Below are 25,621 nucleotides of genomic sequence, written 5' to 3' on the forward strand. Positions count from 1 at the left end.
TTCCTTCTCTAGCATCCTTTATGACAGCATCAAAATCTCCTGACCTAAACTTTACGAGTGCCTTGCTCTACCAACTGAGCTAAATTGGCTAACACTTTTATAGTATGGCACTCTCATTCTTTGTCAGGAAGTTTTAAACGATTTTCTTTATCAAAATCTGGCAAGGATTTTGGGGATCCCATAGTTGAGGAAAAATCTCTAATTTTTTAAAACCAACACTTCGATAAAAGACATTTGTTCGGTCATAATCTTTATTTGAACCTTCTGCGACTGTTTTGACCTGTAGGTAGTCCACTTGTTTGACTGCTTCTCTTTCTATAGTCGTAATTAATTTCCTTCCAATTCCTTGACCTTGATAAGCTTTTTTTACGCCGAGACAATCAATCTCTGCACACTCTTCACTAGAATAGGACAAGCTTACAAATCCAGTCAAATCACTCTCCTGATAGGCTGCCCAAACTTGCAAATCTTTGGCTCCTTCGATGTAGGCTTGCGTGCTTTCAGGTATTCCAAACCATTCTGGCAAATCCTTTAAAACCTCATCAACAACTGCCATTTTTTGATCTTCATCCTTAACATCTTTAATAACAAGCATCATAAGTTCCTTTCTTAATTTTAGTCTTACTTTCCCCCTTACGAGCCAGCACTTTCGTAGGCATCCAAGCCCCTATCCCAGAGTTTGAGGGAAATGAAAAAGAAGACAAGGGAAATCAGAATCAAACCACCGATATTAAAGAGCCCATTCTTACCCTGCAAGAAATAACTGGCAGGATAGTAAGCCGTAAAGGCAAATGGCACGATAAAACTGATCAACCAACGAAGGAGCGAATTGTAAATGGAAATCGGGTACTTGGCAAAATCATTGAACATATAAAAAATATAAATCATGGCGCCTGACTGTTTAGTCCAAAAAGCGATACTGGCTGTCGCTATTTTCAAGGAAGTATAAATCAAGGTAGCAAATGGAATACAGACTAGGAAAATCAGGAATTTGGGAAGCGTCCAAGCAATGCTTGATACTGTTGTTCCTAATAGAATGCAACCGACCAAAAGTTCCCCCAAGGCATCAATCTGAAAGGTCTCAACCAGAATATGAAAGAGAGGGTTGATAGGACGAGTCAAATACTTGTCAAATTCCCCTTTTCGGACTAGTCGTTGACCTAAGGCCCAGAGATTGTCAAAAAAGAGATGGTCCAATCCCTTGGGAATCAAGGAAAATCCATAGATAAAGGCAATCTCTTGAAAAGTCCAACCTTCTAGCGAGGGGATGTGTTGAAAAATGACATTGAGAAACAAGAGGTTCAGACCTTGAGTCAGAAAGACTCCCAAGACACCTACTACAAAATCAACCTTGTATTCCATGATTTGCTTGATGTATTGTCTGATAAAAATCAGATGCATGCGTTGATATTTTTTCATACTAACCTCCTTGAATAGTGATAAATGACTGGACTCGTTTCCAAATCAACTGAGACAAGCCCACCATCACTATAAGCCAGAAGAACTGGAGCAAAAGCGCTTGAAGAATCTGACTGGCATCGTATTTCCCAACAATGATCATAACCGGAGTGTAAATCAAGGATGAAAAAGGCAAGAAGGAGAGAATAGCTGAAACCACCTTTGGAAAGAAAGCCAAGGGAATCAAACTTCCAGACATAAAGGCCACTATGGAAGTCTTGAGTAGATTGGAACCCCAAAGATTTTTAAAGACAAATGCTGAAAATCCAAAGCAGATGTTAAAGAAAAAGTTAATTAGATAGGCGAGCGTTAAGCTAAAGAGATAAAGGACAGTTAATCCCAACACTTCTACAATACCTTGCCCAGATAAGATTTTCATCAAAACAATGACACTTAAAAATGGCAGTCCAACAGAGATAAAAATCAACCACTTGGAGCCAAGTTCGGTGAAAAGGTAAGAGGCCGCAAAATGCACTGGTCTCAGCAAGCGCATGATAATGGAGCCATCCTTGACCTCATCCCCTATCATAAAGGAGCTATCAGACCTGGTCAAAAGATTGGTCACAAAACTCATGATGATGTAGAGAGTGATATCTGCCATACTGAAGCCCTGAATCAAAGGCTCCTGGGAGGAGTCAAAGACAGCCTTCCAGAGATAGAAAGCGACAAAAGCCCCCATGACATCACCAATCCGATAGAGAATAAAGTTGACTCGATAGCTAATCAACTCCTGAATCCCTGCATTGATAAAGGGTTTATAACGTCTCCACAATTTGACCATCTTAGAGCTCCTTTCGATAGAAGCGACGGATAATATCTTCAATATCTGTATCTACCATCTTCAAATCACGGACTTCAAAATCAGATAAGGTTTGCTTGATAATATCGGCCGACTGGTAGCAGGAACTATCGAATTCAATATTGAGAGTATTTCCTTGTCTATCAATGGACATATCAGATAAGCCTTCATAATGAGAGACAAGATGACCTTGACCTGGTACCAGTTCAAAGGAGAGAGTCTTCATCTTGCCAAAGGTCTCCTTGAGCTGACTCACCGTTCCATCAAAAATCTCTTGCCCCTTATCAATCATAAAAATCCGATCACAGAGTTGCTCAATATCACTCAAATCATGAGTAGTCAAGAGAATAGTTGTCTCTTCCTCCTGATTAATCTGGGTGATAGCACGTCGAATGTTATCCTTGACCGACACATCCAAACCAATAGTCGGCTCATCTAAAAAGAGAACTTTGGGATTGTGAAGCAAGGAAGCCGCAATATCCGCCCGCATTCGTTGACCTAGCGAAAGAGTCCGCACGGGATCCTTGATAAAGTCCTTCAAATCCAAGACTTCATTCAAAAAATCCATGCGCTTGTGGAAGAGCGAGTCTGGGACATCGTAAATCTCCTTCAAAACCGTGTAAGTCTCTTGCAGGGCCAAGTCCCACCATAGCTGAGTTCGTTGTCCAAAAACAACCCCAATATCCTTGACATAATCCTGGCGATTATCCTGTGGAATCTTGCCATTAATCCGACAAAAACCAGATGTCGGTTTCAAAATTCCTGTCAGCATTTTAATGGTGGTCGACTTTCCAGCACCATTTGCCCCGATAAAACCAAGAATTTGCCCCTTGGGCACCTCAAAGGTCAAATCCTTGACCGCTTCAAAGGTCTGCTTTTCAGGATGAATAAAGGAACGCAAAGCCCCCTTCAACCCCGGTTCCTTGACTGTCTTCACAAAATTTTTCTGAAGATGTTTCACTTCTATCATTGCCATATCTATCTCCTACAGTAAAAAATCAACAAACCGTGTCCTCTAAACACAAAAAGCCAATTTCTCATCTCCTAAAATCTGCCTTCTTTATCACAGCAGAAGGCCCCAGTATTACTCTATTATAAAGCAGTTAAAAAAGGAAACCAAGTGTTATTCTCGCAAAAGAGAAAATAGTTTTGATACTTGAAAAAATCAAAACCACCCGTCTAATTCACTAAACAAAATGACACAATTCAATAATTCATCAAAGCCTCTACATATTCCTGTAGAGGCTCATTTCAACTTCTCTCATTCTTGCTTGTGAATGTTTAGATAGATTATAAGCCACAAAAAAGCCACCATATGGTGACCTTTAATTAATAAAATTTCTTTTATAAACTTTTCCTCATCCCAACCAGTCTTTTTCTTTGGCAATGCGAACGGCTTCTGTTCGGTTGCCTGCATCAAGTTTGGTCAGGATGGCTGTCATGTAATTTCGGACAGTTCCATTTGAAAGAAAGAGGCTTTCAGCGATTTCTTGGTTGGTTGAACCTTGGGCAACCATGGCCAAGACTTCTTGTTCACGTTGACTGAGTGGATTATTGTCAAAGGCGACACCTTCGACAAGCTCTGGTGAGTACTCCTTTTGACCTGCTAGGACGGTATGGATGGTCGCCATGAGGTCACTGATGGAACGCTCTTTGAGAACGTAGGCATCCACCTGGGCTGCAAGGGCTCGTTTAAAATAGCCTTTTCGTTTGAAGGTGGTCACAATAACGACCTTCGTTTCTCTTTGGTTGGCACGGATCCACTCTAGGACATCAAGGCCTGTCTTAGCTGGCATTTCAATGTCTAAAATGGCTACGTCGGCCTCCTCTTTTTCCAAGAGAGTAATGGCTTCTTGACCATCACTGGCCGCATGGACCTCTTCGACATCGTCCTCCAACATGAGGAGTTGGCAGAGGGCATCCCTCAACATTGACTGGTCTTCGGCGACTAATAATTTCATGCTTTTCCTCCCTCTTTCAAATGCACACGAATGATTGTTGGATTCGACTGAGACAGGATTTCCAAGTCTCCATCGACCAAACTGAGACGCTCTCTGATACTGTGTAGTTCTTGTCCAGTGACTTCCTCAAAGCCACAACCATCATCCTCAAACTCAAGGACAATACCATGATCACGTCTTAGACGAATCTGACAGCTATCGGCCTGGCTATGTTTGATGACATTATTGGCCAGTTCACGAAGCACCATGGACAAGGTAGACTGACTAACTGGTGACAGGCTGTCTAAGTCAAGGCTACTATCCACGGTCAGGACGATATCAGATAGGTCAAAGAGTCGCTCAAGTTCCAGTAACTCCTCTGCCACCGTTCGGTACTTGAGCTTATTAACAATCTCACGCACCTCGTACATGGAGTCACGGCTAATCTGGTTCAATTCTTCCAGATTCTTTCTAGCAGCTTCATACTGCTCCTTGTCCATCTGTTTTAGAGCCAACTCGGTTTTAAGACTCATCATGGCAAAGGTATGTCCTAAGGTATCGTGCAAATCACGACCGATACGATTACGCTCATTTTCAGCTGACAGGATATTAATGGTCCGATTCTGCTCCGCAAGGGCCTCTTCCATCTTTCTCTCCTGACGTATACGGTTTTGAAAATAGTACATTCCCAAAGAAAAAAGAGTAATAGCCAGAGACATGAGGTGGGTGCTCAAATCGTCTGTCAGTTGGAAGGATGATGACGTCAAAATCAAGAGTGTCGCTAGAAAGGATAAGAATCGATAAGAAGATATGCTATCCTCAAAGTGCCAAACGAGAAGATTAACGTTGAAAAAGATAAACCACATCATGCCACCCTGGAAGGTCACTGACATAAAGATAATGTAAGCTAGAGTGTAAAACCACAGAAAGGGAATCCACTTGCTATAGGCTTTTTTCAAATACACTATAAGGAGATAAGCCAGAGTAAAGGCCAGCGTCAGACCTAAAGTCCAAACTGGGAAATCCCCACCAAACACTCCTAAGATCGGGAAGACTAGGAAAATCAGACTAACAAAATAAGCAAAATCATTTTTCTGGTATGTTCTAAACATGGTCACTTTCTCTGTACGATTTGATAAAAAGGGCTAAGCCTGTAGCTATTGTAGCATAGACCAAGATAAAAATGAGTGATTTCCATGAAAATTCCCCTTTTTTCGCAAAATTGACTACCAACTGATTAATATGATAAATGGGTGTCCACTCCGAAATGTGCTGAACCCATTTTGGAAACAAGGTTACTGGCATCCAAGAACCACCAATAATAGCTAGACCAAGAAAGACGATATTTCCGGCGATAGCCATGATTTGTTGAGACTTAATTTGGGCTAGGAGTAAGCCAAAGGATAGGAAGACTAGACTTGACAAGAGTAAAAGAGCACCTGAACCGAGCCAATGTGATAATGGCATCTTAACATCACGCACAAAAGCTCCCACACAGAAAGTTACGATGATAGCAACCATAAAGTTCATAAGAACTCGGAAGATTTTTGATAGGTAGTAGGCCTGAATACTGATTTTTGAATGTTCGATGTAGGTTAACCAGTGCTCCGTTTGGTCCTCTCTAAGCATATGAGGGAAGGTAAAGAAACCAAAGCTGGACATAGAGAATCCTGTCATCGTCAACATATAGGACAATATAAAGGCTTTTTGTGACTCTGGGTCAGGACTCATTTCCATACCTGAATACAAGAGGAAAAATCCGACGGGCATTCCGATAGACATGATAAAGACAGGCCAACTGCGCCATGTTTTTATCCATTCGATTTTAAGTAGTGCTTGCATTACTTGTCCTCCCTTGTGCTATCAAATAGGCTATCTAACAGTGTCTTATTTTGAATTTCAATGTCAGAAATGCGACAGCCTTGAGCTTGTAAACTACTCCATACACTTTCAATATCTTTAGTCATAAAGGTTACAACATCACGTTTTTCAGTTACTTCATAAATGGCTGCCAGTTTATCAAGACTTGGCGCAAAGCGACTTGGTAAAGTGACTTGTTTTTCCTTTTCCTCGCTACGCATGGCATATGGTGTAGTATCCCTGATGAGTTTCCCTTGATTGAGGACCAAGATACGGTCAGCTGTGTGTTCCACTTCTTCAATATAGTGGGACGAATAGAGGATGGTTACACCAGACTTTTTCAGGTCATTGATGATTTCCCAAAAGCGTTGGCGTGTCGTCGTATCCATCCCTGCTGTCGGCTCATCTAAAAAGAGAATGTCAGGCTTGCCAATGAGACAGAGGACAAAGGCAAGAAGACGTTTTTGTCCCCCTGAAAGTTTGTCCGCAAACTGCTGATACTGGTCGTCTTTGAATTGTAAGAGTGCTTGAATCTCTTCCTTAGATAATCCATTTTCAGAAATATCTTGGAAAAAAACAATCAGTTCCTTGACTTTCAATTGCGAGGGAATGGTATTTTCTTGGAGGAGAACCGCAATTTGATCTTGCGCTTTACCCTTTTTGCCCTTGATAAATACTTGACCGCTACTGGCTTTCTTATCGCCAAGAATACAGGACATTAAGGTCGTTTTACCAGCACCATTTGGCCCAATTAAAGCAAGACAGTCTCCTTTTCCCACCTCAAAGCTAATATGGTCTAAAATCGTTTTTCCTTTGATTTTTTTGACAAGATTTGTGACTTGAAGGATTGCTTCACTCATGTTTGTGACTTCCTTTCTTTTGGTAGAAGGCTAGAAAAACATAACAGGCTGCAACTGAGACGCCCATAACACTGTAGAGAATATCACTGCTACCATGAAATAGGACATAGGCAAAGAGGATAGTCCAAATTGCCGCTAGGAGCATGATGCTCAGTATTTTTAGTAGTTTCATGCTGGATCTCCTAGTTTTTCAATTCATTAATGACAAGATCGATAAAACTTTTAGCCATAGTAATGAGAATATAGGCTGAGATAGACAAGCCAATAATCATGCCCAAATTTGAGAAGATAGCTTCAAAGTTCCCTTTTTCAAAGATGTCAGTAAACATGCTAAGTCCAGCAAAGACAGTTCCGATAACAGCGTAGATAAGGTAAGATGTTTTGATTTTCATGAGATGACCTCTTTCGTTTTTTATTATTTCTAAGTTATGACTAAAGTATATCTTTTTGGTCATTCTCTTTTTAGCACCAGATGTCATGACATGACATGACATTTGTCATGTGACGTAAAAGAAAAAAGAGCTGACTTATCAGTCAACTCAACCTGAATTTATGGGCAAAAAGAAGTTCTTCCGTCATTTTGACACTATCCGTTTCTAGCCAAGAAATTATAATTTCAAGGCCAGCATGTTAACTGTCATACCTGCTGCTGTTCCCAGAAGGTAGACGACATCTCCTTCTTTAACTAATCCATGATCTAATGAATAAGCCAAACCAAATGGAACAGATACAGAAACCATATTTCCGTAGTCAGTAACTATATTAAGGTATTGGTCTTCGGCAATACCCAATTTATCCATAACCAAAGATAAGGCACGGCTAGCTTGATGGGGAATGATATAGTCCACATCGGTTAGGGCTAAGTGAGTTTTCTCTTGGAATTCTTGGAACATATCAGGAAGTTTATGTGCTGATAAGAGGAGAATCTTCTTGCCCTTCATATCAAACATAAAGTCCGTTTTTGTCTTTTCTGAATATTTTTTAGGATGGTAAGAAGTCAAACCTCCACGGATTTCAGTATCATGGGCACCTTCTGACCAGGTATGTTGAAGACTTGCAATAACCCCTTTGTCTTGAGAACTTGCTTGGAAGATAAAGGCTGCTGCTCCGTCACTAAAGAGTTCAAAACTTTCTTTTTGTTTCGGATTAAGCCCCAAACTTCCAACTTCACTGGATACAATCAAGACACGATGGTATTCACCAGCTTCAATCAAGTAGGACATTGTTGATAAAGCTGAGATAAAACTTGTACAAGTCGTATTGATATCCATGGCTGGGATGGCAAGTCCTTTTGCCACGCGCTCATGAATCAAGGCTGCTGTACAAGGAATAGGCTGCACACCAACTGCACTAGCTGAGACAAGACAATCAATGTCTTCAATTTTCAAATTGGCATTTTCAAGAGCTCGTTGGATAGCCACTTCGGCCAAATCTAACTGTGTTTCTTCATCTTCTACAACACGATAACGTGTTTGGTTTTTGAATTGTACGGTTTGTTTTGGAAGACAAACGCCATAACCTGCGATTTCAACATGTCTTTTTACTTCTGTCATTGTCATTCATCCTTTCATAAACGCTGAATACGTTTGAGTTTTCGACTGGTATCCCAATGATAATCGGAAAAATGGATTTCCGGAACCTTAAACTGCTTTTGTTGCGCCAAGAGTTGAAACTGAGTTGTGATTGCTGCTTCTACTTGCACGTCTCGTTGGCTGAGACAGACTTCAACAATCTTCTCTGAATGTTGCTTGACTTGATAGTCTCCAACATTTTCCACAAAGAGAATACAACGCCTGATAAAATCAGGATAGATTGTCACCTGTCCTCCATCCTGACCTTCAAAGTAGAAGATGTCATCAGAGCGACCTTCGACCTTGTCAATCCTTGTATAATGAGAACCACATGAACAAGGTTCAGGATTCTCAACCAAGATATCATTAAGTTTGTAGCGGTAAACAGGTTGACTGCTTCGCTTGAAATCCGTTATTACTGGATAAAATCGACGCTCATCCAGATACTCTTTCTCTACAAAAATGATATCTTCATTGAGGTGAAGATGTCCTGCAGAACAAGTGCAGGCTAGAAAACCTTCCGTCGCTTGATAAACCTGGTCAATAATGGGGAGCTTAAAAGCGCTCGAAATGCGAATTCTATCACTATCCTCTAAAATTTCTGCTACAGAGACAATTTTTTGCGGTGAGATAGACAAGTCTCCTGCCTTAAGACGCTTGCTCAACTCTATTAACATGGAAGCTGGTGCCACAACAATAGTCGGTTGATAATGATTAAGACGTTCAATATGTTCATCTGTATTTTTGAAAATATCGAAGTATTCTAATCGTATCAATGCTGTATTGATAGTCTGGTAGAGTTCATTATCTGCTCTCAGGAAAAAGGCAATTCGGTGGCCAAAAAGATGACCCTTGGGCAACATCTTAGCTAAAATAGCTGCCGCCCACATGCTTCGCTCTTTCTCAGTCGTGATGAAGAGGCCACGATGTCCCGATGTTCCTGAAGATAAACCAACAGCTACTTCACCTTTAAGTTCGGTGAAGTCACGAGTCTTTTCACTCTCAATAGCTAAGGCTAAAGCCTCATCGCGATCGATGCCTTGAGTGTTTAACTCATTAAAATGCGCCATCATAAAGGTCTTATCCATATGGTCAAAGTCAGTAGGGACACCATTTTTGAAATAAGGAGACTCTCGCTTTAGAAAATCCATATAGTTAGATAATTGCTTTTTCTGATAAGCTTCTAAAGCTGCTCTCGTTTTGAAGTTGTGAAGCCATCTGGTTTGGATAAAGGTTTTAAGAAAGGTTATTTTTTTCATACAAGATACGCTCTATCCTTTCTACAGGGTCATGGCTAACTAGTACTTCCGTCCCATCTTTTAGGATGTCCTCTAGTAACTCAGTTCCCTTAATATAATCCGACATATTATCCTGAACCAAGGACGGAATGAGGTGCATTTGTTTCGTATAAGGTAGCAAATCGACACCCCAGCACAAGTCCGCTGCGATAAAAAGATTATAATCTGGAAAGTAGAGACAAGCCTGACCCTTGGCATGGCCATCAACAGAGGCTACCAAGATACTTCCATCTCCAAATAAATCACAGGTCGGACGATAAGGAAAAGTTGAGTTTTGTTGATTAGCCTTGATTACTCTTAACTGTTTCTCAAAAGACACTGGCAAAAATTCCTTAAAAATCAAATCCTTCAACTTAGGCTTCTGATAAACCTCATAAACCTCCTGAGTCAGAAGGAAGCTCGCATTAGGAAAGAAGCCAGCTCCTCCCAAATGATCAGGATGCAGATGGGAAAGCATAACATAGGTAATGTCCTCAGGCCTAATCCCCCTCGCCTTCAACAAGCTTGAAATCTGATCCTTTTCTGTCATCTGCACCGGCGTTCCCAAACGATACAAGCCATAGCGAAGCTTGGTCTTAATATCGTAGTGATAACCTGTATCATAAAGCAGATAGCCTTTATCTCTGTGTTTGATTAGAAAGACACCGGCTGGAAAGGTCATTTTTTTATTCTTAACTTTCTTGAACAAAAGACCAGTATAGCTTGTACAATATCCCGCAGGAAAATAATCAATGCTTTCGATAATCTTGGACATATTGTTCAATCCCTTCTGAAATCGTTATTTTAGGCCGATAGCCCAAGTCACGCTCCGCCTTGCTAATATCCAAAGTCTGACTATAGCGTAGCAAATAATAGGTATAGCGTGTTAGGGCTGGCTCTCCTTTGAGCTTTAGATTCTTATAAATAAACTCCAAACTACTTGAAATAGCAGACACAAGTGGAGCTGGGATTTTGCGATAACGGATGGGATAGCCCAAACCTCTCAAGGTTTCCTCAATCAAGTCTCTAAATACTCTGGGTTCTCCATTGGTAATATTATAAACTTCTCCAGCTGCTTGAGGAGTTTCCAAAGCCAGACGAATAGCCAAAGCAACATTTTCCACACAGGTCATATCCATCAGTTGGCGACCATCACCAATCAAAGGAATACCGATCTTCTGACTAAGATTAAGAACACGTGGCAAAATGCTGGTGTCTCCAATCCCAAAAAGTCCTCGAGGTCGCAATATGACACTAGACACATCAGGATAATCTTTAAATAGTTTTTCTGATGCCAATTTACTTCGAATGTAATTGTTAAGCCTATTTTCCTGAGGGGCATCGCTTTCTTTGATATCCAGCTGGTCTCTAGGCGCTGCATAGATACTTGGAGACGACACATATACCAAGCGCTCGATTTTAGCCTCACGGCAAGTTTCAAGGATGTATTTAGTTCCTAAGACATTCGTTTGGTAAAAGTCTTCCCAAGGACCCCAAACCGTTGACAAAGCACCGGCATGAACGACCATATCCATTTCCTGACAAGCCTTAGTCAAATCCTCTTGGTTTGTCAAATCTCCTTGAATAAAGGTCACAGAGGCATTTACCAGAGACTGGCCAATTGCACGATTACGACCAAAAGCTCGGACTTGATAACCGTGCTCAACCAGTTCTTCCACAACATATTTGCCTAAAAAACCTGTAGCCCCCGTTACTAAAACTTTCTTCATTGTTTTTTCTCCTTGTCTGCCAGCAGGCGAGCTATTTCACCCTCCACTACTTCTGTAGGATGATATGACTTGGCAGCATGACTTAAAGCCTCTAACTCAGACCAATCTTTCTTAGCCAACAATGCCTCAAAAGCTTGCCCAATTGCCTTGTCATCCTCTCTTTTGGCAGTCAAAGCCACACCTGCCTCAAGTCCACGAATAGCATAGTCATACTGGTCATAATCGTGAGGAAGTATTAAGGATGGCTTTTTATTTATAATACATTGGAAAAAAATACCTGAACCACCGTGGTGAATGACATAATCCATCTGAGGAATGTATTCATTGTAGGGAAGATAAGAAACCACTGAAACATTATCCATTAATTTTTGGCATTGGAATTCTTGCCCTCCAAGACCTAAAGTTACAAAAAACTGGCACTCTGGATGAGACTTAGCTAACAGCTTCGTTTGGTAAATTAAATTGTCCTTTGCCCAATCCAATTGGGTCCCACAAGTCACAAAGACAATTTTACGATTTGCAAATGGCGACAAATCAAGAGGATAATCCTCACATCGCTCAACTGAACCTCCAGTAGGACCCACCCAGTGGTAATGTTCTGGGAACCCTTTCTTTATCTCCAACTCTTTCATTCCTATTCCTAAAATAGAATACGGTGAATAGATACTCTCTTGTCCCTTATGGTTGTACATTTTAAAACCATAACGCTTTAAACGATTTCGTAATAAAAAAGTGGCGGAATACTTCAAGAAACGAGTCAGTTTTCTGCCTAGCCATTGTTGAATCAATTGATTGCGATTCTTCGGACTTCCCATTCCTCCGAAGAAACAAGGAGGACCATCCGTCGTTTCAATAGCAAATTGTGTGGCCATTGTCGTTATCCACGGAATCCCCATTTGCTCTGCAACAAGTCCACCCGACAAACTGACATAATCGGCAATGACTAAATCAGGTCGGCTTACTTTCCATTCCGATAGTAATTGATTGGAAACAATATTAATAATATCAAGACTAGCTGATAGTTGACGATAAGCAGAAAAAAGGCCCAATTGCTCCTTATTATTAGCCACCATTTCAAAGTCCATTTCATGACCTTCAAGAATAGTAACAACCTTAAAGCCTGCTGCCTCAGCTACTGCACGTTTCTGCTGTCCTGTGAATAAACGAATATCATAGCAAGGATTTTTTAATAAAGGCATTAGCAGATTCATGGTTGGATAAAGGTGCCCACTTAATGGAACGATGACCACGTCAATTTTTAGTTTTCCCATAACATTAGCATAGCAAATTTTTTTTGAAAGAACTACTCAAAACCAAATACTATCTAAACTCATTTTCTCTGAATAGATACACTTCTTCAGTAAGATTTTTCATCCATTAATCAATCAAAGCTTGCCACAAATACTTTAACATAAAACTTTTCAATTTTTTTTAGCAAGAATCCCCTAACTTACCTCCATCATGACAAACATTCTTTCCAAAGGAATTGAGAGGTAGTTTTCTGTTTCAGTAAAATCTGATAAACTAGAGTTATGCAAACAACAGACTCATTTAGTAAGGCAATTATTTTGGGAGCTACAGGAGGAATTGGACGTCACCTAGCAACTGAACTGGCAAAACATCTTGATTTTCTGGTTCTAGTAGGCCGAAATCCAGACAAATTAGTCCAACTGCAAAATGAATTAGCTGGAAGCAAGGCACAACTTTCAATTAAGGTTTTAAATCTGTGTGATAAGGAAGCACTGGAGAATTTTGGAAAGGCATTAGATGCTGACCTTCTGGTCAATTGTGCAGGGTTAGCTTATTTTTCCCAAGGTAACCATCTAGCCACAGCAAATGAGCAAGATCTCTGGCAAATCAATTACCATGCTCCGGTCCAATTAATCAAGCAGTTAGTGCAGAAAAATCGGAAAATCCAGCTAGTCCAACTTTCTTCACTGGCAGCTCTTTTTCCTCATCCCTATTTAGCGGCATACAGTGCCAGTAAGGCTGCTCTGCAAACTTACGTTCTAGCCCTCCATGAGGAACTAAAAAATGCAGATTCTCAGGTCCGAATTGCACTTTACCTTCTTGGACCAGTCCAAACGCCCATTTTCTCTCAAAAACTAGTTGATGCTCTAGGAGGTAGTCGTTTTCAGATGAAGCCCGAGAAAGTCGCTCAGCAGTTGATTCGATTCATAGAAAGGGGTACTTCCTATGCTGTTATCGGCCTTCGCTATCGCTTGCTAGTTTTGCTAGGTCGTCTGCTTCCCCAAAGATGGATTATTTGTCTCCTTGCAAGGTATTTACGAAAGGGACTTAATAGATGAAATTTATATTTATATTTTTAGGCGTTGCTTATCTTCTCTTATTTCTCATCCGTTGGTTGCTGTCCTTCATCTATTATAAAAAAGACCAGTCTCATATTGCGGACTTCCCAGAAGAGCTTTTTACAGTGGTCCAACCCATCCTCTCTGGGGATCCTCGTTTAGCGAATGATTTGCAGGCTAATCTCCAGCAAACAGAATCAGTGGAGTTCTACTGGTTGATCGACCAGTCTGACACAGAAGCCCAGCGAGTAGCAGATCAGATTTGCCAAGATGCTTCCTTTGCCCAACGCATTCGAATCTTTCTCATTGAAGACGTCCCTCAGGGGATTAATCCCAAGAGTTACAAGATTGAGCAGGTTGTAGAGGAGCTGACCCGGCCTTATCTGATTATTTTGGACGATGATAGTGTGATTGATTTTTCTAAAATGGGTGAGCTGACTGCCTATCTGGGTCAAGAGGTCATTCTGACAGGTATTCCCTATAACCAAGAAAGAAGTAATTTCTGGTCCAAGTTGGTTGCAGCATTCGTTAATGGCAATTCTTTTATTACCTATTTTACCATGGCAGAAGTTGAGGCAAATCACTCCATCAACGGGATGTTTTATATCCTACCGGTAGAACTTGCAAAAGATCAGGGGCTCTTCACAGCGATTAAGGACTATCTATGTGATGATTTAGCTGTGGCCGATTTTTTAAGGAGTAAAGGAGTATCCATTATCCAAACGCGGGTTACCTGTAATGTTCGAACCACTATCAAAAACGCTAAGCAATACCTGCTCCAGATGAAGCGATGGCTTCTCTTTAGCTCTATCTATCTCAAAGAACACCTGGACTGGAAGCTGTTTAGCCTCATAGGTTTACCGAGTTTTCTACCTCTTCCAGGTTTGATCTTAAGTCTTATTTTAGGTTGGCCTTATCTTCTTCTAGCCTTAAGCTTACTGGCATTCAAGGCAGTTTGGATGCTCCTCTATCGACAAAGCATTCTAACCAATCGCTTACACTTGGATGAAGTCACCTACGAAGTGCTGAATGATCTCCTGCTTCCTTGGCTGTTTGTCTATGTTCTAATGACACCTCCTGTGATTAATTGGCGGGGGCGGAAGATTCGAGTGACGGATGGAAAGATTCGTTATGAGTAATATGAAGTCCTATCTAGACCGTTTGTCTGCTTTGTCTCCTGATCAGACCATGCTAGACTCTGATCGCTTGGTTCTCTTTCTTAGTGGGAGCAGTGATATTACTTGTGCCGGGCTGACAGCTGGGCAACTAGACCTCCTCCATGCGATTTGTCCATCTGGCTATTCAGTAGTAGCCAGTAATTTCCCCTTCAATCAAGATTTCGAACATATAAAGTCTCCACAAGTATCCCTCTTGTCGGCTACTGCGTCCAATATCATCTACTATTGGCATACGATATTGAACACTCGTTTCCAAAAACTTTTACAACTACACATGTCTCCCTTGCTGGAAACTCAGGAAGTGATTGTTGTCTGTAAGAGTTCAGGGGTCAATATGCTTACCCAATGGTTGAATCATTTGGATAACGAGATATCCCTTCCAAGATTTCGCATAATTGCACTTGGACCTGTCTCCCAAAAACTCTTAGACAACAAAAAGCTAGAGGTATTGGTGATTAAAGGAAAAAAAGATCCATATTCTAAATTCTTGGATTCCCACCAAGCGGATATCCTAGTGGATTCGGATCATTATAGCTATGAATACAAAGAAGATGTGAAAGGAATCATTCATGACTGGATTAGACAAAGTGATAAAAATCGATGTAATAAGCGTTCCCTTTAGTGGTCATTTATTTCCGACCTTGACCCTGGTGAAGCCCTTGCTGGAGGATCCTCGTTTTCAGATTCGTGTCATTACAGGTTATCAAAAGAAGAAATTAGTTGAAAAAATTGGCTTTGACTGTGTTGCCTTATTTCCAGATCGTCCGACAGTGATGGAAGATATCGCCAATACCTCAAAGCAAGCAAAACCACATATTATGTACCAACAATTAATCGCAAATAGCAAACTAATTCCAGAAGTTATAGACGAAATCAAGCGAATTTGGGAGTCCGATGGAAAACCAGATTTGATTATTGCAGATTTCATTGCAGCTCCTGCTGGTATTTTAGCAGACCGTTTGGGAATTCCCTGGATTACGACCCTCCCAAGTCCAGTAGCTATTGAGAGTCGCACAACTACTCCTGCTTATTTAGGAGGTTGGAAACCCCATCAGGGAATCCTCTACAAATGTAGAGATGCACTGGGTAGACAGATTATTCGCATGGCAAAAAGAATTGGCTTTGCACTTGTTAAAAGAAATCTTAAAAATTTACAAGATTTCAAACTTTATAGAGAGGATGGTACAGAAACCATCTATTCTCCTTATTCAATTCTGGCTCTGGGAATAAAAGAGTTGGAGTTTAGAGATGATTTTCCATCCCATCTTAAGTGGGTTGGTTATCGCTGCCTTTCTTTTGACAAACTACCCAAGGAACAAGAACAGTATTTCACGACCTCTCAAAAACGCGTGTTAGTGACTTGCGGCACCCATTTAAAATGGGAAAAAGAAAGAATGGTGAAATTGGCCCAAATACTAAGTCAAGAACATCCTGACTATCATTTTTATGTCACACTAGGTAACCCAAGTGGTTTGCAAAATCCGCCACATCATCTAAATAACAATCTTTTACTTTTTGATTATCTGCCCTACACAGACATTCTAGATAAAATGGACTTTGTGATACATCACGCTGGTTCCGGTATTCTAATGGGATGTATCGAACAAGGCATTCCTAGCCTTATTCTTCCTCAAGATTTTGATCAGTTTGACAACGCCTTACGAGCTGAGTTAGCCCAGGTAGGACTTGTCTCTCGAAAAAAGACTGATTCTGAAGTCTTAGATTTATTCCAAGCATTAATTTCTCAAAAAGATTGGCCTAAATTACACTCTCTAACTCAGATAAGCAAAGCCTATCAACCTACAGAAATACTTTATCAAGAGATTGAAAGACTCTTAAACATAGATAAATAATCTTATTAACAAAAACTTAGGTCCTCTCCTAAGTTTTTTTGTAAATTTTAGTCAGTATAAAAAGCCAACCCAAGGTCAGCTTCTTACTGTCTAATATCGCCCAGCGAGTTCATAGTAAGTACGGACAACACGTCCTTTATAATGCACTCTGACTTTCCGTAGCCAAAGGCTATCACCTTTTTCAAGAATATTAAAGTTAGATTGGCTGACGAAAAAGTTACGCTTGGTTTCACCAACCTTAACCACTAGAAAATGATTAGCCCTTGTTCTTGGTGCTTTGGCAATTCTCTTTCCAATGATGACGCCAACAACCTTAGACCAATCCTCGTTATAATAGCCTATCTTGGTTAAGACAAAGAGGAGAAACCTATCCGTTACTATCCAAATACCAGAAGAAAGAGCAAGTACGAAAAAGATAAATATTCCTGTCACCAAGCCCAGACTACCACTCTCACGTCCACTGTCAAACCAGAGATGCAAACCTTTCTCATTTCCAAAATACAGCAGGGCTAGAAAAATACCTGTAAGGAGGAGAGAGAAGACTCTTTCAATATTTCTCAAAATAAAATCTTTCATGTCTCTACTCCTTTTCTACCGTAGTGTAGCTACCATTTTCACTCTTGATAGCAATATCTGATGACATGGCTACTGATAAAGTAATGGGACCACGAACTTGGCCATCAGTATCTCTGAGTTCCCAATTGCTACCGTCATTGCTTGTGGCTAACCCCTTGTCTTCTTGACCATTTTCATAAACTGGCAAAACATAAACCTCTGTCACACCCGGTAGTTCTTGGCGCTGTCCTGTCGAGCTGTCCTCAATCACAAAGGTTGAACTGACTTGGTCATAGACCACTTTCTTGGTGTCAGAAATGGGCTTGTCTGATTTTTTAGCCAAATCAGATATGGCTGAAGCTGCCTTATCTACCGTTCCCTGTGAGACCAGTTCATTTCCTGTAAGCCCTGTGATGACCTCTATTTTCTTAGGTTGCGATTTCTGCATCTCTCTGGTGAAAAAGCCATTGGCTAGGAAAAAAATACCACATACCATTACTAGAAAGGATAAGATAATCACCCCTCCACCTGTCCGTGTGGGCTCTGTCACTTCTGTCATTGGACGAAGAGGAGGTCCTTGCCAAGCGGTCTTTTTGTGTCTCATATCCAAGAGGTCACAAAGGTAGGCCTCCAACAGTGCGAAGTCAAGCTCCTTGGCTAACGTTTCAAGCCCTTCCAAGGTCTCATATCTCAGGCCGCCTCTTTCGAGTATAGCTCCTATAGTCTTAGTCAAACGGTAGGCAAAATCCTGATCACCCAACCAGCCCAAAGCAGCACACTCACTCATATAATTTTTGAGTTTAGAAATTGTCAGAGTATTATATAGGAAATATAGCTCAACAGTCTGAAGAAAACTATCCTGATTTTCAATAGATAAATCTTCATTTAGGACAGAATCCTCGCGAGTCCTTGAATGAGGCTCACTGTGATTGAACGTTTCATGAGTATCTGATAAAACTAGCTCATCCAACTGCTCCTGTTTTTCTTCCTCAGATTTCACCTGCTGAACCTCGTATTCAGTCACTTGCTCATCGTTGACTTTTCCAGTCGCATAATCTGTAAGCTCAAGTTCATCAATACTTTCCTGTTTTTGACTAGACTTGCTACTATCTGCAGCTTGTTTAAAGGAAGCTTCTAGCTGAGAGGCAGACACCATCCCAACCAAACTGCCATCGGCCTGTTTGTAGCCTATGACGGCACTATTCTCCTCATTTCCAGAATGCGATTTTTGCCAGGCAAGGGCCTCTTGATAAGCCTTTTGCAGGCGTTGGAAATTTTCAGGGTCATCCTCAGGGTGATAGACCTTACTCTGTTTGGCATAGGCTCTCTTGATGTCCTTAAGATTATTGGTTGGTTGAATGCCTAAAATCGACCAAAAATTCATATGTCACCTCCTATCTCCAGAAATTAGGGTCATCAGACCTATCAAAGGGCTCACCATTCTCCTCATGGTCGTCTTTTTCTTGACGGAAAATATCCAAATCATCTAGTGACATGATATTTTCAATGCTATCAAGATAAGCTTGGTAGCGTTTCACGATTTCTTTTCGCTTCTTGATATTGTTAATAGCCAACTGATAGCCTTTTTCAAAATCTTCCATCTGCCACAAAAAATGTAGTTGCATCTTATAAGGCATTTCCATAATTAAACGATAGGCCCGCTCAGTCTGCGTTTTAAAGTCGGCCTCAAAGGACAATTGATCAGAGACAAGCTTGATATTCTCCAGATGCTCACTCTTGTCAACCTCTTCGATTTTACTTTGACTACCGATACGATACGTTTTTGTCTCGCCTGTTGACCCCAGTTTAACCTCTATATAGAGCATGGAATTAATATCGTAAGTAAAGGTGGTCTCAAAAAACTCTGTCTTAGTCGCAGTCCCAGGAACATCGATAATAAACTCATCCAAAAAGAGATTTGCCTCAGGATCGAGCGATTCTCCCTGATAAATCATAAAACGACATTGTTTCTGTCCCCGACTGGCATAATAATATTTGCTGGCTGAGGTCGGAAGGACAGACAACTTATTAATAACCTTTGAAAAGATGTTTTTATCAAAGTCAGAGTCATAGGCACTGATTCCCAATGAGAAAGGACAAATATCAGTAATTACCAAATCTTTGACCTTTTCCTGACGCTCTTTGACGGCTAAATAAGTCCCCAAACCACGCGCAACCAACTCATCCATATCCTTCAAACGCTTAATAGGAAGATTGAGAAGATTCATGATATAGGATTGAACCAAAGGCATCATGCTAGACCCACCGACCAAGATAAAGGCATCTAGCTCATGAGCCCTGTAGCCGCTATCACTCACCGCTCTACCAATGACTTTCTTAACACGGTCAAGAACAGGTTGAATAATGGACTTAAGCTCAGCTTGAGTGTATTGTTTCATGTAATATTGGTCATCGTAGGTCAAGGATACTGCAGCCAGTTTTTCCTTTTGTAGCTTGAGTTTGCAACGTTCTGCAGACAAGAGGAGACTAGACTTTTGCTTGGTATCTAGCTTCTCCAAATCAATCCCTTGAGACTGACAAAAATCTTCAGCGATAGCCTTATCAAAGTCGCTGCCACCCAAGAAATTATCACCTGCAATAGAAACAATTGAAATCACATTATCAAAACAATCAACTACAGAAACATCAAGCGTTCCTCCTCCAAAGTCGAAGACGATGAAAGACTCGTCCTTGCCAATCTTGTGACAAGCAATGGCTGCCGCAGAAGGCTCGTTAATCAATCGTTCCACTTTAATACCCAATCGTTGTCCGATAGCCTTGGTCGCTGAACGTTGTTTCTCGTTAAAATAAGCCGGCACACTAATGAGCACCTCATCTACTTTTTCACCTAAGTAACTCTCCGCATCAGCTACTAATTGTTTAACCACCAAAGTTGACAAATCAGTTGCCGAGTAAGCTTCCCCATCAAGGTAAAAGATTTCATTGGTTCCCATTGAACGTTTAAAGAGTTGAGCCGTATTCTCAGGATCAGTCACTAAGCGTTCCTTCGCAATTTTTCCAACCGTCAAGACATCGTCCGACACATGGACCACGCTAGGCGTCAAATATTCACCAAAATCATTTGGAATCAGCTCAACCTCACCTTCACGATAGGTAACCGCTAGACTATTAGTCGTCCCCAAATCAATACCAATTGTTGCCATAACATTCTCCTAAACTGCTTTTGTCCTTCCATTATAACATAGTCAAAAATGTCCTTTTCAAGAAAGTAAGTAAACTATTTCAAATGCGCCATGAACTAAGAAAGTCAGCAAAGAATGACAGATGATTCTCTTTGAGAACGAAGTGAGTATAACTGAGACTTTCCGCTGTGATAAAAAAAACTGAAGAACTTAAACTTCAGGGGTTCGGAAGTTTCTAGACCTTAGACTCGAAACTTAGGCATGGAACTTCTTTATAGTTCACTGACGTCCGTCATCACCTAAGGAAAGTCTCGAAAAAGATTCTTTATTAAAAAATAAAAGCCAACTCAAGGTCAGCTTTTCATTATATTACTAATTATTTTTTGAATGGTTCTTCCACCATGATGAGAGGATAGAACCTGAGATATTGTGCCAAATACTAAAGATAGTTGATGGGATAGCAGCTTGTGGCACGAAATATTTCATGGCAAGGGTTGCTCCAAGACTTGAGTCTTGCATCCCCACTTCGAAGGTAATGGCTTTTTGTTGGGGTTCTTCCAAACCAAGGATTTTTGAAAATCCAAAACCAAGGGCATAACCACAAAGATTGTGGAGCATAACGACTGGAATGACAAGGGCTGTCGCTGCTGTGAAAATATTGGCATGGTTGGCAGAAACAACTGCTCCAACAATCAAGAGGATAGCAGCTTGAGAAATCAAAGGCATAATCTTGATAATGGCATCAATTTTCTTACCAAAGATTGAGTGAACGAGTACCCCCAAGATAATAGGGACAACCACGATACGCAAGGTACTAAGGAAGAGACTTTGGGCAGGGACACTCACGTACTGACCAGCCAAGAATGACAAGAGGGTTGGAATCATGAGTGGTGCCAAGAGAGTTGAGAGGGTTTCAATAGAGACATCCAAGGCAACATCCCCACCTGAAAGGAAGGCCATGACACTCGATGAAGTCCCACTTGGACAAGAGCCAACAAGGATAACCCCTGCTGCTGTCGCACCTTTCAGAGGGAAAATCATACAAAGCAACCAAGCCAAACCAGGCATGATGACATAGTGAGCTACAGTCCCGAGAACAACTGGAATTGGACGCTTAGCAATACGTTTAAAATCTTCAGTTGTCAAGGTAAGCCCCATACCAAAGAGAATCAAACCAAGCAGATAAGCCGTATTGGGAATGACCCAACTACTAGTTGCAGGAAGGGCGTAGTTAAAGGCCGCCCAGAGGATAACAGCTACAGTAAACCATTTGCTGAGCCATTTACTAAAAGATACAAGTGACTCCATAATGAAACCTTCTTTCTATTTTCACGATATAGTATAGCACTTTCATTTTGAATTTCAAGGTAAATTTCGAATTTTCTGAAATTAATTTCAAAAAAATAAATCCTCACACTTAACATGCGAGGATTTTGTGATTTCTATTAACTTTAAGCCTTGTCTTGCGACTTTTCTTCAAATTGTTGAGCCCGTTCTTCTCCCCACCACAGTGGTAACAATTCTCCCAAAGTGAAGGTCTGACGTGTTTCGTAGTCAACCATAAACTCTAAATTACTATTGTCGGGATGCAGTTCCATTAAAAATTCTCGACAAGCTCCACAAGGCATGCCAGATGGTCCACCATGAGGTGGCTGGTCACGAAAGGCGATAATACGCTTGACCTTAGTCTGACCAGTTTCTTGATACATATTGAAAAGGGCAGCCCTTTCAGCACATAGGTGGAAAACACCACAAGTTCCTTCCATACAAAAGCCTGTGAAAATTTGCCCATCTTCAGACTCAACAGCAGCCACAACGTGTCTAGCATAGACAAAGTCTGAGACTTCCTGTGGCTGATACAAGCCTTGAGCCTTTTCATACATTTTCTGCCAAATATCCATTATTTCTCCTTTAACCTCGATCACTTTCTCTATGAGACTTGATAAAGAGGGCAAGCCCTGTTGCTACTGCAGTATAAGCCAAAATAAACAAAAGCGATTTCCATGAAAATTTCCCATTGATAGCAAAATTAACGACCAATTCATTGACATGATAGACAGGTGTCCACTCAGAGATACTCTGAACCCACTTAGGGAACATGGAAATAGGAACCCATGAACCACTCACTATAGGCAAGACAAGGTAAATAATATTAGCTACAAGAGACATGATTTGTTGAGATTTAATCTGAGCGATAAGTAAACCAAAAGCTAGAAAGAGTAGACTGGACAAGAGTAAAAGAGCACCTGATCCTAGCCATCTAAAGAATGGCATCTCTACATTTCGGAAAAAGGCACCTACACAAAAGGTCACAATGATAGCAACCATAAAGTTTAGAAGCACACGAAAAATTTTAGAAAGATAATAAGCTGCGATACTAACCTTTGAGTGCTCGATATAGGTCAACCAGTGTTCAATTCGATCCTCTTGTAACATATAGGGAAAGGTGAACAAACCAAAACTAGACATAGAAAAGCCAGTCATGGTTAACATATAAGACAGCAAAAACTCTTTTTGGGCTTCTGGAGTAGGCGCTGAGAAAATACTTGAAAAAAGGAGGAAAAATCCGACGGGTATCCCGATTCCCATGATAAAGACTGGCCAGCTACGCCATGTTTTTATCCATTCTATTTTTAGTAATGCTTTCATGCCTTGTCCTCCCTTGTTGAATCAAATAGGCTATCCAAGAGTGTTTTATTTTGGATTTCAATATCAGAAATTCCACAGCCTGATTTTTCGAGTCTTTGCCATACCTTTTCGATATCTTTGGTCATGAAGCTGATAACATCTCTCTTCTCAGTAATCTCATATATATCTTCCAAGCCATGAACAATGTTAACAAAGCTACTTGAAAGAGTGACCTGCTTCTCTTTCTCCTCGTGTCGCATAGCGTATGGCGTAGTATCTCTGATAAGTTTTCCTTGATGGAGGACTAAGATACGGTCAGCCGTATGTTCCACTTCTTCAATATAGTGAGAGGAATAGAGAATGGTCACACCTGATTTTTTCAAATCATTAACAATCTCCCAGAAACGCTGACGAGTGGAGGTATCCATACCCGCTGTCGGTTCGTCCAAAAAGAGGATTTTAGGTTTATCAATCAAACAAAGGACAAAAGCCAGAAGACGTCTTTGCCCACCTGAGAGTTTGTCCGCAAACTGCTGGTACTGGTCTTCCTTAAATTGCAGGAGTTCCTGAACCTCTTGATTGGTCAAGGGATTATCAGAAATAGATTGGAAGAAGGCAATCAGCTCTTCCACTTTCAAACTATTTGGAATGGTATTTTCCTGAAGGAGAACGGCAATTTTATTTTTGGCCTTACCTGCCTTACCATCAATGAAGACCTGACCACTGCTGGGCTTTTTATCTCCAAGAATACAAGACATCAAGACAGTCTTACCCGCCCCATTAGGTCCAATCAAGGCGACACAATCTCCCTGATTTATCTCAAAACTAATATCCTCTAAAATGGTCTTTCCCTTGATGCGTTTTCCAAGGGATGTGACTTGAATAACCGTTTCACTCATACCTGTGATTTCCTTTCTTTTGTATAGGAACCATGCTAATTGACAATAGAGCTGATATCATTGGACTCCCTTAATACTCCACTTCCAACTCCGTACAGAAGAGACTTCCGCTCAGATGAAGCCTTGTTTCAACTTGCTCTAAATCAGATTCAAAACGATCCACCTTTACAGATGATAGGGGATGTGAGATTCCAGTGGTGTCCATGACACAAGCATGAGGAAGTCGAATATGAACTTCACCAAACTTAGCATCAAGATGAACTGCTACTTGACTTGATGCAAAGCTGGCTTGACTCAAATCCAGCCACAGCTCACCAAAAGCCAGATTCATATCAACCGTTTCGACTTCTTGAGAATAGATGCGATACCTATCCTCAGCCATATATGTCTTAACAGAAATATGTGGTCCTTCTTGGTCGTTCTTATTGACCTTATAGTCTTTAGTGAGACCCTTCTTTTGCCTATTGCCATAGAGAAACTCTAAGGCCAAACCTATTAGAAAGATACCGCTAAAGAGATTCCACTGTGCAAAATCGAGGTCTAACAAGTCATGAACATAGGGTGATAAGAAGGCCAAACCAAGAAAAATAAGGAGAGGTCGCCTATTCAAGATACCAAAACAAAAGAAGGCCACGAAGAAGACCAGATTATAGTTGACCATGATCCAAAAATCTGGAATAAAGGCACTAGCGATAAAACAAGCTGCTAGTAAAAGCAACAAGAAGGACCGAAGATTAAATCGTTCCATAAGAAAACTCCTTTCTAAAGAAATGATTGCAATTTTCCAATTATTTTCACTATCAGTATAGCACTATTTGTAAACGTATTCAATGTTATATTAAAAGGATTTGCAAGAAAAAAGAGCTTTCGCCCTTTCATCATTTTTCAATGTTTGACAGTTACCTGTCCAAAGGATACTGAGCCTGTTAGAGAAACTGTAGTGCTAGACAAGTCTCGCTCTCCCAGACTATCGTAGCCTTTCACTCCTGCTAGGCTTGTATGAAGCCCATGTGTATCCACTTGCCAATCCTTAGGCACTCGAATGACAACATGAGAAAAATTGGCCTGAACCACAATCTGAGGTCGGTCCGTCATAAACTGAGCCTGACGCAAATCTAAAGTCAAACGTCCAAAATCGGCATTGGCATAGACAGTTTCGAGGTTTTGTGAAGTCACCACCTGAACAGACTCTGAAAATAAGGTCTTAGCAAAAATCTCTCGCTCATGTTCTTTAGAAACCTTGTAAGAGAAGTTCTTTTTATAACTTGGCTTGCTCAAACGGTCCACCGCAATTCCCAAGATAAGAATCCCTACAAACAGGGTCCATTCTGAATAGTCCAATCTAAAGAGGTCATGAATATAGGTTGATAGAAAAGCCATTCCCAAGAAAAAGAGAAATTTCCCCTTAGATTGCCAACTCAAAAGCACAAAAAGCAAGGCCAAAATCAACTTATAATTAAAGGCCAAATACAAATCTGGAATAAAGGCTGTCGCGATAAAATAGGCAGCAATGATAAGTAGGGTGATAACACCTGCATTAAAGCGTCTCATAACAGTTCCT

Annotated in this window: 28 protein-coding genes; 4 read left to right on the forward strand and 24 right to left on the reverse strand. The window is 40.8% G+C overall.

Annotated features, from left to right (window positions below):
- Positions 1-133: 133 nt before the first annotated feature.
- The 15 genes from H7U01_RS03510 to H7U01_RS03580 form a co-directional block, all read right to left on the reverse strand.
- A complete protein-coding gene (locus H7U01_RS03510; protein ID WP_201041161.1) occupies positions 134-595 on the reverse strand; it encodes a GNAT family N-acetyltransferase in 462 nt (153 codons plus the stop codon).
- Positions 596-633: 38 nt separating this feature from the next.
- The gene (locus H7U01_RS03515; protein WP_002891220.1) at positions 634-1,419 is read right to left on the reverse strand and encodes an ABC transporter permease; all 786 of its coding nucleotides are present in this window, start codon (positions 1,417-1,419) and stop codon (positions 634-636) included.
- A gap of 1 nt (position 1,420) precedes the next feature.
- Complete coding sequence (locus H7U01_RS03520) at positions 1,421-2,239, reverse strand: ABC transporter permease (protein ID WP_201041116.1); 819 nt, start codon at positions 2,237-2,239, stop codon at positions 1,421-1,423.
- 1 nt (position 2,240) lies between these two features.
- Positions 2,241-3,233 (reverse strand): ATP-binding cassette domain-containing protein, encoded by a 993-nt coding sequence (locus tag H7U01_RS03525; protein ID WP_201041117.1) that lies wholly within the window; start codon positions 3,231-3,233, stop codon positions 2,241-2,243.
- 382 nt (positions 3,234-3,615) lie between these two features.
- Positions 3,616-4,218 (reverse strand): response regulator transcription factor, encoded by a 603-nt coding sequence (locus tag H7U01_RS03530; RefSeq protein WP_201041118.1) that lies wholly within the window; start codon positions 4,216-4,218, stop codon positions 3,616-3,618.
- Positions 4,215-5,309 carry a sensor histidine kinase gene (locus H7U01_RS03535; protein ID WP_201041119.1) on the reverse strand — a complete coding sequence of 365 codons (1,095 nt, stop codon included), beginning with the start codon at positions 5,307-5,309 and terminating at the stop codon, positions 4,215-4,217. The genes H7U01_RS03530 and H7U01_RS03535 overlap by 4 nt, the downstream gene beginning before the upstream one ends.
- Positions 5,302-6,039 carry an ABC transporter permease gene (locus H7U01_RS03540; RefSeq protein ID WP_201041120.1) on the reverse strand — a complete coding sequence of 246 codons (738 nt, stop codon included), beginning with the start codon at positions 6,037-6,039 and terminating at the stop codon, positions 5,302-5,304. Before H7U01_RS03540 ends, H7U01_RS03535 begins: the two co-directional genes overlap by 8 nt.
- The gene (locus H7U01_RS03545) at positions 6,039-6,917 is read right to left on the reverse strand and encodes an ABC transporter ATP-binding protein (protein ID WP_201041121.1); all 879 of its coding nucleotides are present in this window, start codon (positions 6,915-6,917) and stop codon (positions 6,039-6,041) included. The genes H7U01_RS03540 and H7U01_RS03545 overlap by 1 nt, the downstream gene beginning before the upstream one ends.
- Positions 6,910-7,089: a hypothetical protein gene (locus tag H7U01_RS03550; RefSeq protein ID WP_037610444.1), complete on the reverse strand. Its 180-nt coding sequence runs from the start codon at positions 7,087-7,089 to the stop codon at positions 6,910-6,912. The genes H7U01_RS03545 and H7U01_RS03550 overlap by 8 nt, the downstream gene beginning before the upstream one ends.
- Before the next feature lie 10 nt (positions 7,090-7,099).
- Positions 7,100-7,309 (reverse strand): hypothetical protein, encoded by a 210-nt coding sequence (locus H7U01_RS03555; protein ID WP_004182317.1) that lies wholly within the window; start codon positions 7,307-7,309, stop codon positions 7,100-7,102.
- Between the two features lie 216 nt (positions 7,310-7,525).
- On the reverse strand, positions 7,526-8,470 hold the full coding sequence (locus H7U01_RS03560) for a 3-oxoacyl-[acyl-carrier-protein] synthase III C-terminal domain-containing protein (RefSeq protein WP_041826685.1): 945 nt from the start codon (positions 8,468-8,470) through the stop codon (positions 7,526-7,528).
- Between the two features lie 14 nt (positions 8,471-8,484).
- A complete protein-coding gene (locus H7U01_RS03565) occupies positions 8,485-9,747 on the reverse strand; it encodes a F390 synthetase-related protein (protein ID WP_201041122.1) in 1,263 nt (420 codons plus the stop codon).
- Entirely contained in the window at positions 9,725-10,540 is an 816-nt protein-coding gene (locus tag H7U01_RS03570; protein WP_064525169.1) for an MBL fold metallo-hydrolase, read from the reverse strand. Before H7U01_RS03570 ends, H7U01_RS03565 begins: the two co-directional genes overlap by 23 nt.
- Complete coding sequence (locus tag H7U01_RS03575) at positions 10,515-11,495, reverse strand: NAD-dependent epimerase/dehydratase family protein (protein ID WP_201041123.1); 981 nt, start codon at positions 11,493-11,495, stop codon at positions 10,515-10,517. Before H7U01_RS03575 ends, H7U01_RS03570 begins: the two co-directional genes overlap by 26 nt.
- The gene (locus tag H7U01_RS03580; RefSeq protein WP_201041124.1) at positions 11,492-12,766 is read right to left on the reverse strand and encodes a glycosyltransferase; all 1,275 of its coding nucleotides are present in this window, start codon (positions 12,764-12,766) and stop codon (positions 11,492-11,494) included. Before H7U01_RS03580 ends, H7U01_RS03575 begins: the two co-directional genes overlap by 4 nt.
- Before the next feature lie 261 nt (positions 12,767-13,027).
- Between H7U01_RS03580 and H7U01_RS03585 the strand changes: the two genes are divergently transcribed.
- From H7U01_RS03585 to H7U01_RS03600, 4 genes are read left to right on the forward strand one after another with little or no spacing between them, the layout of a single operon-like run.
- Positions 13,028-13,804, forward strand: coding sequence for an SDR family NAD(P)-dependent oxidoreductase (locus tag H7U01_RS03585; RefSeq protein WP_201041125.1), 777 nt, complete (start codon positions 13,028-13,030; stop codon positions 13,802-13,804).
- Positions 13,801-14,943, forward strand: a complete 1,143-nt coding sequence (locus tag H7U01_RS03590; RefSeq protein ID WP_201041126.1) for a glycosyltransferase — start codon at positions 13,801-13,803, stop codon at positions 14,941-14,943. The genes H7U01_RS03585 and H7U01_RS03590 overlap by 4 nt, the downstream gene beginning before the upstream one ends.
- A complete protein-coding gene (locus tag H7U01_RS03595; RefSeq protein ID WP_201041127.1) occupies positions 14,936-15,604 on the forward strand; it encodes a hypothetical protein in 669 nt (222 codons plus the stop codon). The genes H7U01_RS03590 and H7U01_RS03595 overlap by 8 nt, the downstream gene beginning before the upstream one ends.
- Positions 15,552-16,835: a glycosyltransferase gene (locus H7U01_RS03600; RefSeq protein WP_201041128.1), complete on the forward strand. Its 1,284-nt coding sequence runs from the start codon at positions 15,552-15,554 to the stop codon at positions 16,833-16,835. Before H7U01_RS03595 ends, H7U01_RS03600 begins: the two co-directional genes overlap by 53 nt.
- A 90-nt stretch (positions 16,836-16,925) precedes the next feature.
- Here the strand turns inward: H7U01_RS03600 and H7U01_RS03605 are convergent, their stop codons facing one another.
- From H7U01_RS03605 to H7U01_RS03645, 9 genes are all read right to left on the reverse strand, one after another.
- Positions 16,926-17,411: a hypothetical protein gene (locus tag H7U01_RS03605; protein ID WP_201041129.1), complete on the reverse strand. Its 486-nt coding sequence runs from the start codon at positions 17,409-17,411 to the stop codon at positions 16,926-16,928.
- A gap of 4 nt (positions 17,412-17,415) precedes the next feature.
- The gene (locus H7U01_RS03610) at positions 17,416-18,774 is read right to left on the reverse strand and encodes a J domain-containing protein (RefSeq protein ID WP_201041130.1); all 1,359 of its coding nucleotides are present in this window, start codon (positions 18,772-18,774) and stop codon (positions 17,416-17,418) included.
- Positions 18,775-18,784: 10 nt separating this feature from the next.
- A complete protein-coding gene (locus H7U01_RS03615) occupies positions 18,785-20,554 on the reverse strand; it encodes an Hsp70 family protein (protein ID WP_201041131.1) in 1,770 nt (589 codons plus the stop codon).
- A gap of 351 nt (positions 20,555-20,905) precedes the next feature.
- On the reverse strand, positions 20,906-21,841 hold the full coding sequence (locus H7U01_RS03620) for a bile acid:sodium symporter family protein (protein ID WP_201041132.1): 936 nt from the start codon (positions 21,839-21,841) through the stop codon (positions 20,906-20,908).
- A 143-nt stretch (positions 21,842-21,984) separates the two neighbouring features.
- A complete protein-coding gene (locus tag H7U01_RS03625; protein WP_201041133.1) occupies positions 21,985-22,434 on the reverse strand; it encodes a cytidine deaminase family protein in 450 nt (149 codons plus the stop codon).
- A 10-nt stretch (positions 22,435-22,444) separates the two neighbouring features.
- Positions 22,445-23,182: an ABC transporter permease gene (locus tag H7U01_RS03630; protein WP_201041134.1), complete on the reverse strand. Its 738-nt coding sequence runs from the start codon at positions 23,180-23,182 to the stop codon at positions 22,445-22,447.
- Positions 23,179-24,060 carry an ABC transporter ATP-binding protein gene (locus tag H7U01_RS03635; RefSeq protein WP_201041135.1) on the reverse strand — a complete coding sequence of 294 codons (882 nt, stop codon included), beginning with the start codon at positions 24,058-24,060 and terminating at the stop codon, positions 23,179-23,181. Before H7U01_RS03635 ends, H7U01_RS03630 begins: the two co-directional genes overlap by 4 nt.
- Before the next feature lie 70 nt (positions 24,061-24,130).
- Positions 24,131-24,808, reverse strand: coding sequence for a hypothetical protein (locus H7U01_RS03640; protein WP_201041136.1), 678 nt, complete (start codon positions 24,806-24,808; stop codon positions 24,131-24,133).
- A gap of 137 nt (positions 24,809-24,945) precedes the next feature.
- Entirely contained in the window at positions 24,946-25,611 is a 666-nt protein-coding gene (locus H7U01_RS03645) for a hypothetical protein (protein ID WP_037602160.1), read from the reverse strand.
- Between the last annotated feature and the right edge of the window lie 10 nt (positions 25,612-25,621).

The organism is Streptococcus sp. 21.1, from assembly GCF_016648635.1.
Classification (GTDB): domain Bacteria; phylum Bacillota; class Bacilli; order Lactobacillales; family Streptococcaceae; genus Streptococcus.

What these genes read in the sequence shown, in the direction of transcription:
- H7U01_RS03510 (WP_201041161.1), bottom strand. Translation starts at nt 595, where the DNA reads ATGCTTGTTATTAAAGATGTTAAGGATGAAGATCAAAAAATGGCAGTT.
- H7U01_RS03515 (WP_002891220.1), bottom strand. Translation starts at nt 1,419, where the DNA reads ATGAAAAAATATCAACGCATGCATCTGATTTTTATCAGACAATACATC.
- H7U01_RS03520 (WP_201041116.1), bottom strand. Translation starts at nt 2,239, where the DNA reads ATGGTCAAATTGTGGAGACGTTATAAACCCTTTATCAATGCAGGGATT.
- H7U01_RS03525 (WP_201041117.1), bottom strand. Translation starts at nt 3,233, where the DNA reads ATGGCAATGATAGAAGTGAAACATCTTCAGAAAAATTTTGTGAAGACA.
- H7U01_RS03530 (WP_201041118.1), bottom strand. Translation starts at nt 4,218, where the DNA reads ATGAAATTATTAGTCGCCGAAGACCAGTCAATGTTGAGGGATGCCCTC.
- H7U01_RS03535 (WP_201041119.1), bottom strand. Translation starts at nt 5,309, where the DNA reads ATGTTTAGAACATACCAGAAAAATGATTTTGCTTATTTTGTTAGTCTG.
- H7U01_RS03540 (WP_201041120.1), bottom strand. Translation starts at nt 6,039, where the DNA reads ATGCAAGCACTACTTAAAATCGAATGGATAAAAACATGGCGCAGTTGG.
- H7U01_RS03545 (WP_201041121.1), bottom strand. Translation starts at nt 6,917, where the DNA reads ATGAGTGAAGCAATCCTTCAAGTCACAAATCTTGTCAAAAAAATCAAA.
- H7U01_RS03550 (WP_037610444.1), bottom strand. Translation starts at nt 7,089, where the DNA reads ATGAAACTACTAAAAATACTGAGCATCATGCTCCTAGCGGCAATTTGG.
- H7U01_RS03555 (WP_004182317.1), bottom strand. Translation starts at nt 7,309, where the DNA reads ATGAAAATCAAAACATCTTACCTTATCTACGCTGTTATCGGAACTGTC.
- H7U01_RS03560 (WP_041826685.1), bottom strand. Translation starts at nt 8,470, where the DNA reads ATGACAGAAGTAAAAAGACATGTTGAAATCGCAGGTTATGGCGTTTGT.
- H7U01_RS03565 (WP_201041122.1), bottom strand. Translation starts at nt 9,747, where the DNA reads ATGAAAAAAATAACCTTTCTTAAAACCTTTATCCAAACCAGATGGCTT.
- H7U01_RS03570 (WP_064525169.1), bottom strand. Translation starts at nt 10,540, where the DNA reads ATGTCCAAGATTATCGAAAGCATTGATTATTTTCCTGCGGGATATTGT.
- H7U01_RS03575 (WP_201041123.1), bottom strand. Translation starts at nt 11,495, where the DNA reads ATGAAGAAAGTTTTAGTAACGGGGGCTACAGGTTTTTTAGGCAAATAT.
- H7U01_RS03580 (WP_201041124.1), bottom strand. Translation starts at nt 12,766, where the DNA reads ATGGGAAAACTAAAAATTGACGTGGTCATCGTTCCATTAAGTGGGCAC.
- H7U01_RS03585 (WP_201041125.1), top strand. Translation starts at nt 13,028, where the DNA reads ATGCAAACAACAGACTCATTTAGTAAGGCAATTATTTTGGGAGCTACA.
- H7U01_RS03590 (WP_201041126.1), top strand. Translation starts at nt 13,801, where the DNA reads ATGAAATTTATATTTATATTTTTAGGCGTTGCTTATCTTCTCTTATTT.
- H7U01_RS03595 (WP_201041127.1), top strand. Translation starts at nt 14,936, where the DNA reads ATGAGTAATATGAAGTCCTATCTAGACCGTTTGTCTGCTTTGTCTCCT.
- H7U01_RS03600 (WP_201041128.1), top strand. Translation starts at nt 15,552, where the DNA reads ATGACTGGATTAGACAAAGTGATAAAAATCGATGTAATAAGCGTTCCC.
- H7U01_RS03605 (WP_201041129.1), bottom strand. Translation starts at nt 17,411, where the DNA reads ATGAAAGATTTTATTTTGAGAAATATTGAAAGAGTCTTCTCTCTCCTC.
- H7U01_RS03610 (WP_201041130.1), bottom strand. Translation starts at nt 18,774, where the DNA reads ATGAATTTTTGGTCGATTTTAGGCATTCAACCAACCAATAATCTTAAG.
- H7U01_RS03615 (WP_201041131.1), bottom strand. Translation starts at nt 20,554, where the DNA reads ATGGCAACAATTGGTATTGATTTGGGGACGACTAATAGTCTAGCGGTT.
- H7U01_RS03620 (WP_201041132.1), bottom strand. Translation starts at nt 21,841, where the DNA reads ATGGAGTCACTTGTATCTTTTAGTAAATGGCTCAGCAAATGGTTTACT.
- H7U01_RS03625 (WP_201041133.1), bottom strand. Translation starts at nt 22,434, where the DNA reads ATGGATATTTGGCAGAAAATGTATGAAAAGGCTCAAGGCTTGTATCAG.
- H7U01_RS03630 (WP_201041134.1), bottom strand. Translation starts at nt 23,182, where the DNA reads ATGAAAGCATTACTAAAAATAGAATGGATAAAAACATGGCGTAGCTGG.
- H7U01_RS03635 (WP_201041135.1), bottom strand. Translation starts at nt 24,060, where the DNA reads ATGAGTGAAACGGTTATTCAAGTCACATCCCTTGGAAAACGCATCAAG.
- H7U01_RS03640 (WP_201041136.1), bottom strand. Translation starts at nt 24,808, where the DNA reads ATGGAACGATTTAATCTTCGGTCCTTCTTGTTGCTTTTACTAGCAGCT.
- H7U01_RS03645 (WP_037602160.1), bottom strand. Translation starts at nt 25,611, where the DNA reads ATGAGACGCTTTAATGCAGGTGTTATCACCCTACTTATCATTGCTGCC.